This is a genomic window from Cupriavidus sp. GW821-FHT07C08 (assembly GCF_059419025.1).
The window spans coordinates 1-4,899 of the sequence record NZ_JBWKQZ010000066.1; the positions used below are offsets into that span (position 1 = coordinate 1).

Consider the following 4,899-nt stretch of genomic DNA (forward strand, 5'->3'; position numbering starts at 1 on the left):
GCTGCAGAGAAAGCGGAGCCTGGTTCGATCATTCTTCGATGTCCCATCTGTCGCATATATTTGGGACTGCTGAGTAATCAGCCCGCGCTCAAGAAGCACATCAAGCGAAGGATCGATATGGACGCGTTCTCCAGCGCTGCATCCCGTAAAACCTGGGTACGCGCTCGTGCGGAGACCATCTACCACCCGGTCGGAACATGCCGGATGGGGGCGGACAATAACGCCGTTGTCGATGGTGAGTTGAGAGTTCGCGGGATCGAAAACCTCAGAGTCATTGACGGGTCGGTCATGCCCAACGTCATAAGCGGTAACACCAATCTTCCCATCATGGCAATGGCCGAAAAAGCCGCAGATCTCATACGGCAGTCATCCGCCGCCGCTCCATGAATCTGGACAAGCCCGTACGCCGAGGATTGAGCGACCACCGCGCGATACTAAGAGACGGTTTCAAAAAGACGGCTCCGCGCGCCGGAGGGTGTTCCAGCAGATCAGGCAGCAGCCGAGTTTGAGGAATGCTTCGTGAATGTCGCCACGACGTTCGAAGCGGATACGAAGACGGCGGAAATGACGCAACCAGGCATGTGTACGCTCGACGACCCAGCGGTACTTTCCCAGACCACTGCCGTTTGCAGTGCCGCGCTTGGCGAGCACAGGCGTGATGCCACGTTCGCGCAATTCCTGCCGATGCCGCTCGGAATCGTAGCCTCGATCGGCATAGATGGCTTCAGGTTTTTGCAGGGGGCGTCCGCGCACGCCTCGGATCGGCGCAATGGCATCGACCAGCGGCAGCAGTTGCGTGACGTCATTGCAGTTTGCGCCGGTCAAGATCGCCGCGACGGGGATGCCATTGGCGTCCGTGGCGATGTGCTGCTTGGAACCTGGTCGCGCGCGATCGGTGGGGTTCGGGCCTGTTTTCGCCCGCCCCAACCGCACGAATGGATGATGAGTCGACGACCACTCGCGAGAAGTCGATCTGATCTGCGGCGCGCAACTTCGCGAGTAGCAGCTCGTGCAACTTCTCCCAAACGCCAGCCTCCTGCCAGTCGCGCAAACGCCTCCAGCAGGTCACGCCAGAGCCGCAGCCCATTTCTGCTGGCAGGTCGCGCCAACGGATGCCGGTTCTGAGCACCAAAACGATGCCGGTAAGCGCAGCGCGATCCGACACCGGCCTGCGTCTTGGGTACTTCCATCGCCTCGGCTTGGATGCCGGCAGCAGTGGCTCGATCTCTGCCCATAGTTCGTCGCTTACGATCGGCTTACCCATCTCCTTGGCCCCATTTGTCAAGACGCGCAAGGTTAACAGGATGCCGAGAAAGTTAACAGCCCCTCAGGGTCTTTTTGAAACCGTCTCTAAGTGATTAGCAGGGAGCGAATGGCGATCCAGCACGTCCCACCGATTCAGTGCTTGGTCACTTTCGAGGCAGTTGCGCGGCTTCGCAGTGCGAGCCGCGCCGCCGAGGAGCTTTTCATCACCACAAGCGCGGTTAACCACAGAATCCGCCAGCTTGAATCGCACATTGGTTTCCAGCTGTTTGGGCGCAGTGATTTCTCCCTTACTGCCGACGGCGCAGCCTACTTGGTCAACGTGAGAAATGGACTGGCGGCGTTGCAGAAAATACCAGCGCGCCAATCCCAAAACACAGTGACAAGGTTGCGGGTTGCGCGCTGGGCGGGTATGTGGAGGCTACCGTGGGTGATGTGCTGAGGGTTGCCAAGGCTGTGCCAGCGGGTAGCCAGCCGCCCAACGGGTAGGCCGCCGGTTTCGGCACTCAGCGGCTGCCCGGCCGCTGAGTGTTGTGCCTACCGCGTTATTGCACCTTGATGTTCGCCTCCCTGATGATTTGCGACCAGCGTTTGTGCTCGCGTCGTACTTGCTGTTCAAACTCTGCAGGCGTGCTGTTGATGATGTTGAAGCCGTCGGATTCCATCCGGGTTTTCACGGCAGCGTCCGCCAGCGTTTTGCGCAGGGCTATCTGGATTTTTTCCTGGATGTTTTTGGGAACACCGGCAGGCACCATCATGCCAATCCATGATTGCGCAATGAAACCCGGCACCACCGAGTCGATGGTCGGCACGGCGGGCAACTGCGACAAAGGTGCCTTGCTGCCGATGGCCACAACGTTGGCTTGGCCGGATTTGGCGTAGCCGATGACGGTTGGCAGGCTGCCAATCACCATATCCACTTCACCACCGAGCAGGGCAGTCAGCATCGGGCCGCCGCCGCGGTACGGAATGTGCGACAGCTGCACGCCAGCCTGACGCTCAAACGCCACGGGGTTCAGGTGGTTGGAGCCACCCACGCCGGACGAGCCGTAGTTCAGCTTGTGGGGGTTGTCTTTGGCGGCTTTCACGAGCGCGGGCAGCGTGGTGAATCCGGATTTCTTCGATGTGACCAGTGCCATGGGCATGGTGCCGATGAGACTCACATAGTCGAACGACTTGAAGGTGTCGTACTTGATGTCGTACAGGCTGCTGTTGACGGCGTGCGAATCGAAGACCAGCAGGAGCGTGTACCCATCCGGTGTTGCGCGTGCGGCCTCATACGTGCCGATGGTTCCGGAAGCACCACCTTTGTTGTCGACCACCACGGTCGCACCGAGGTTCTCGGAGAATTTCTGGGAGATGGCGCGGGCAACATAGTCCACGGAGCCGCCGGGCGGAAACGGCACAATCATGCGCACTGGCCGGTTCGGATAGTCCTGCGCATGCGCGGCAAACGCGCCCAGTGTGACTGCGCCCGCCAGAAGCGCTCCTGCAATGGTCTTCAATTTCACGGCGTGTGTCTCCTCGTTTCGAGTGATGGATGGTTTTTATTGATTGACGTTGACAACGACCCGGCCACGGACTTTACCTGCCAGCAGTTCCGATGCGGTTGTAATGGCATCGTCCAGCCCGATGACGCGGGTGTTCTGCGCGATCACCTCGGGCTGAAGTTCGTTTGCCAGCCGGTTCCACGCGGCGATACGGCGCGTTTGCGAGGCGTACACGCTGTCGATGCCGATGAGCGTGACGCCGCGAAGAATGAAGGGCGCCACGGTGGCGGGCAGGTCCATGCCCTGCGCCAGGCCGCATGCGGCCACCACGCCGCCGTAGCGGATGCCCGCGACGACGTTGGCCAGCGTGTGGCTGCCCACGCAGTCCACGGCGGCGGCCCAGTTTTCTTTTTGCAGGGGTTTGCCAGGTTCGCTCAGCGTTGCGCGGTTGACGACGGCGCTTGCGCCCAGCGAGCGCAGGTAGTCCGCATCTTCCGGGCGGCCGGTTGATGCCGTGACCATGTAGCCCAGCCGTGCAAGCAGGGCAATGGCAATACTGCCGACGCCGCCGTTGGCACCGGTCACCAGAACCGGCCCGGCTTCGGGCATTACGCTGCGTTCCTGAAGCGCCATTACGCACAGCATGGCTGTGTAGCCCGCCGTACCGATGGACATGGCCTGTTCGGCAGTCATGCCCGCGGGCAGTGGAATCAGCCAGCTAGCCTTTGCCGTGGCGTACTGGGAAAGCCCGCCCCAGCTAGTTTCGCCGGTGCCCCAGCCGTTCAGCAGCACTGCGTCGCCCGCTTTGAAACGCGGGTCGGCGCTGCGCTCCACCACGCCGGCAAAGTCGATGCCTGGCACCATCGGGAAGGTACGCACGATCGGCGCCTTGCCGGTCATGGCGAGCGCGTCCTTGTAGTTGAGCGTGGAGTGGCTCACCCGTACCAGCACTTCGGCGTCCGGAAGGTCGCTCAGTTGCAGGTTCTGTATGTTAACGGCACTGGCGCCGGTTTCCGATTTGGTGATGTAGAGAGCCTTGAACACGGTGGTGGTGCTGTGATGGGTAGAGGTGTCCGGGATGCGTGCGTCTCCGGTCTGCCGAAAGCTGCGCGCAAAACGCTGTGCGATGGAGGCACCAAGCCGGTCGCGCATGATTTCGTTGGTGCCGTCGGCAAGGCAGATGGCCTTGGCGGCGAGCAGCTTGCGCGTGAGGCCATGCTCCTGCGTCATGCCCGCTGCGCCGAACGCCTGAATGCACGCGGAAATTGCCGCGAGCGTTTCGTTGCCCGCATACAGCTTGGCAGTGGCCGCCGCGTTCACGGCGTCGTCCGCGTTCTGCTCGATCAGCGCTGCGGCATGGCGGATGAGCAGCTTGAGGACGTCGTGCGTCATCGCGGCATCCACCAGCGACCAGCGCAAGCCCTGCTGGTTGATGGCGGGCGCGCCAAATACCACGCGCGCCGAGGCGTAGGCCGTCGCCTGCTTCAGCGCGCCGCTCAGCATGCCCGAGGCCATGGCTGCAATGTGGACACGGGCCTTGTTGATGGCGGCCATGGCCTGCTTGAAGCCGGCTCCGGGCGCATAGAGCATGTCGCGGTCGCTCACGATATGCGCATCGAGTTCGAAGCCGCCAATACCGGCGATGGCCAGGCCATCCATATCGTCTCCTTCGATGCGGCGGCACGATGGCGCATTCAGGTTGACGATGAAGCAGGCAATGCCATGCACACCGAGGCGCGCATCCGTCTGCGCGAAAACCAGCGCGATGTCCGCGCCTTTTGCGCTGGCGGCCCACTTCTTGGTGCCGCTCAGTTCCCAGCCGCCATCCACTTTGCGGGCATGGGTGCGAATGGCCGCGAAATCGCTCCCCGCAGCATCTTCCGACATGGCAGTGCAGCCGATCAGGTCGCCGCGCAGCATGGCGGGCACATAGGCCGCGCAAGCCTCTTCCGTGGCGCCTTCGGCAATGCGGAGAATAGCGTTGTGGTGATTGATGAAGGCAAAGGCAAACGCAAGATCTACCTCGGCCAGTTCATCAGCAATGTGCGTGCGCACGGTGAAGGGAAGGCCTAGTACAACATCCCGTAAATAGCTTGAATAATTAATCACCTCGGATATCATGGCGGGATGAGCCGAGGCCGCCAAG

General features: G+C 61.6%; 5 protein-coding genes and 1 pseudogene. 2 read left to right on the forward strand and 4 right to left on the reverse strand.

The features are described from left to right. On the forward strand, positions 1–387 hold a 387-nt coding region (locus AC07UK_RS38620; protein ID WP_494688333.1), incomplete at its 5' end, for a GMC oxidoreductase. Between the two features lie 60 nt (positions 388–447). Here AC07UK_RS38620 and AC07UK_RS38625 read toward each other — a convergent pair. After that, positions 448–1,264, reverse strand: a protein-coding gene (locus AC07UK_RS38625; RefSeq protein WP_494688334.1) for an IS5 family transposase whose coding sequence is annotated in 2 segments (ribosomal slippage) — positions 448–916 and positions 915–1,264 — 819 coding nt in all. Because the reading frame shifts where the segments join, the coding sequence is not laid out codon by codon here. Positions 1,265–1,372: 108 nt separating this feature from the next. Between AC07UK_RS38625 and AC07UK_RS38630 the strand changes: the two genes are divergently transcribed. Further along, the gene (locus AC07UK_RS38630) at positions 1,373–1,705 is read left to right on the forward strand and encodes a LysR family transcriptional regulator (RefSeq protein ID WP_492316726.1); all 333 of its coding nucleotides are present in this window, start codon (positions 1,373–1,375) and stop codon (positions 1,703–1,705) included. 103 nt (positions 1,706–1,808) lie between these two features. Here the strand turns inward: AC07UK_RS38630 and AC07UK_RS38635 are convergent, their stop codons facing one another. From AC07UK_RS38635 to AC07UK_RS38645, 3 genes and pseudogenes are all read right to left on the reverse strand, one after another. Continuing rightward, complete coding sequence (locus AC07UK_RS38635) at positions 1,809–2,774, reverse strand: Bug family tripartite tricarboxylate transporter substrate binding protein (protein ID WP_492316725.1); 966 nt, start codon at positions 2,772–2,774, stop codon at positions 1,809–1,811. Positions 2,775–2,810: 36 nt separating this feature from the next. Continuing rightward, positions 2,811–3,797, reverse strand: coding sequence for an acrylyl-CoA reductase (NADPH) (gene acuI / locus AC07UK_RS38640; protein WP_492316728.1), 987 nt, complete (start codon positions 3,795–3,797; stop codon positions 2,811–2,813). Between the two features lie 141 nt (positions 3,798–3,938). Beyond that, positions 3,939–4,874 (reverse strand): annotated as a pseudogene (locus AC07UK_RS38645) (acyl-CoA dehydrogenase family protein); the annotation flags it as partial. Positions 4,875–4,899: the final 25 nt, after the last annotated feature.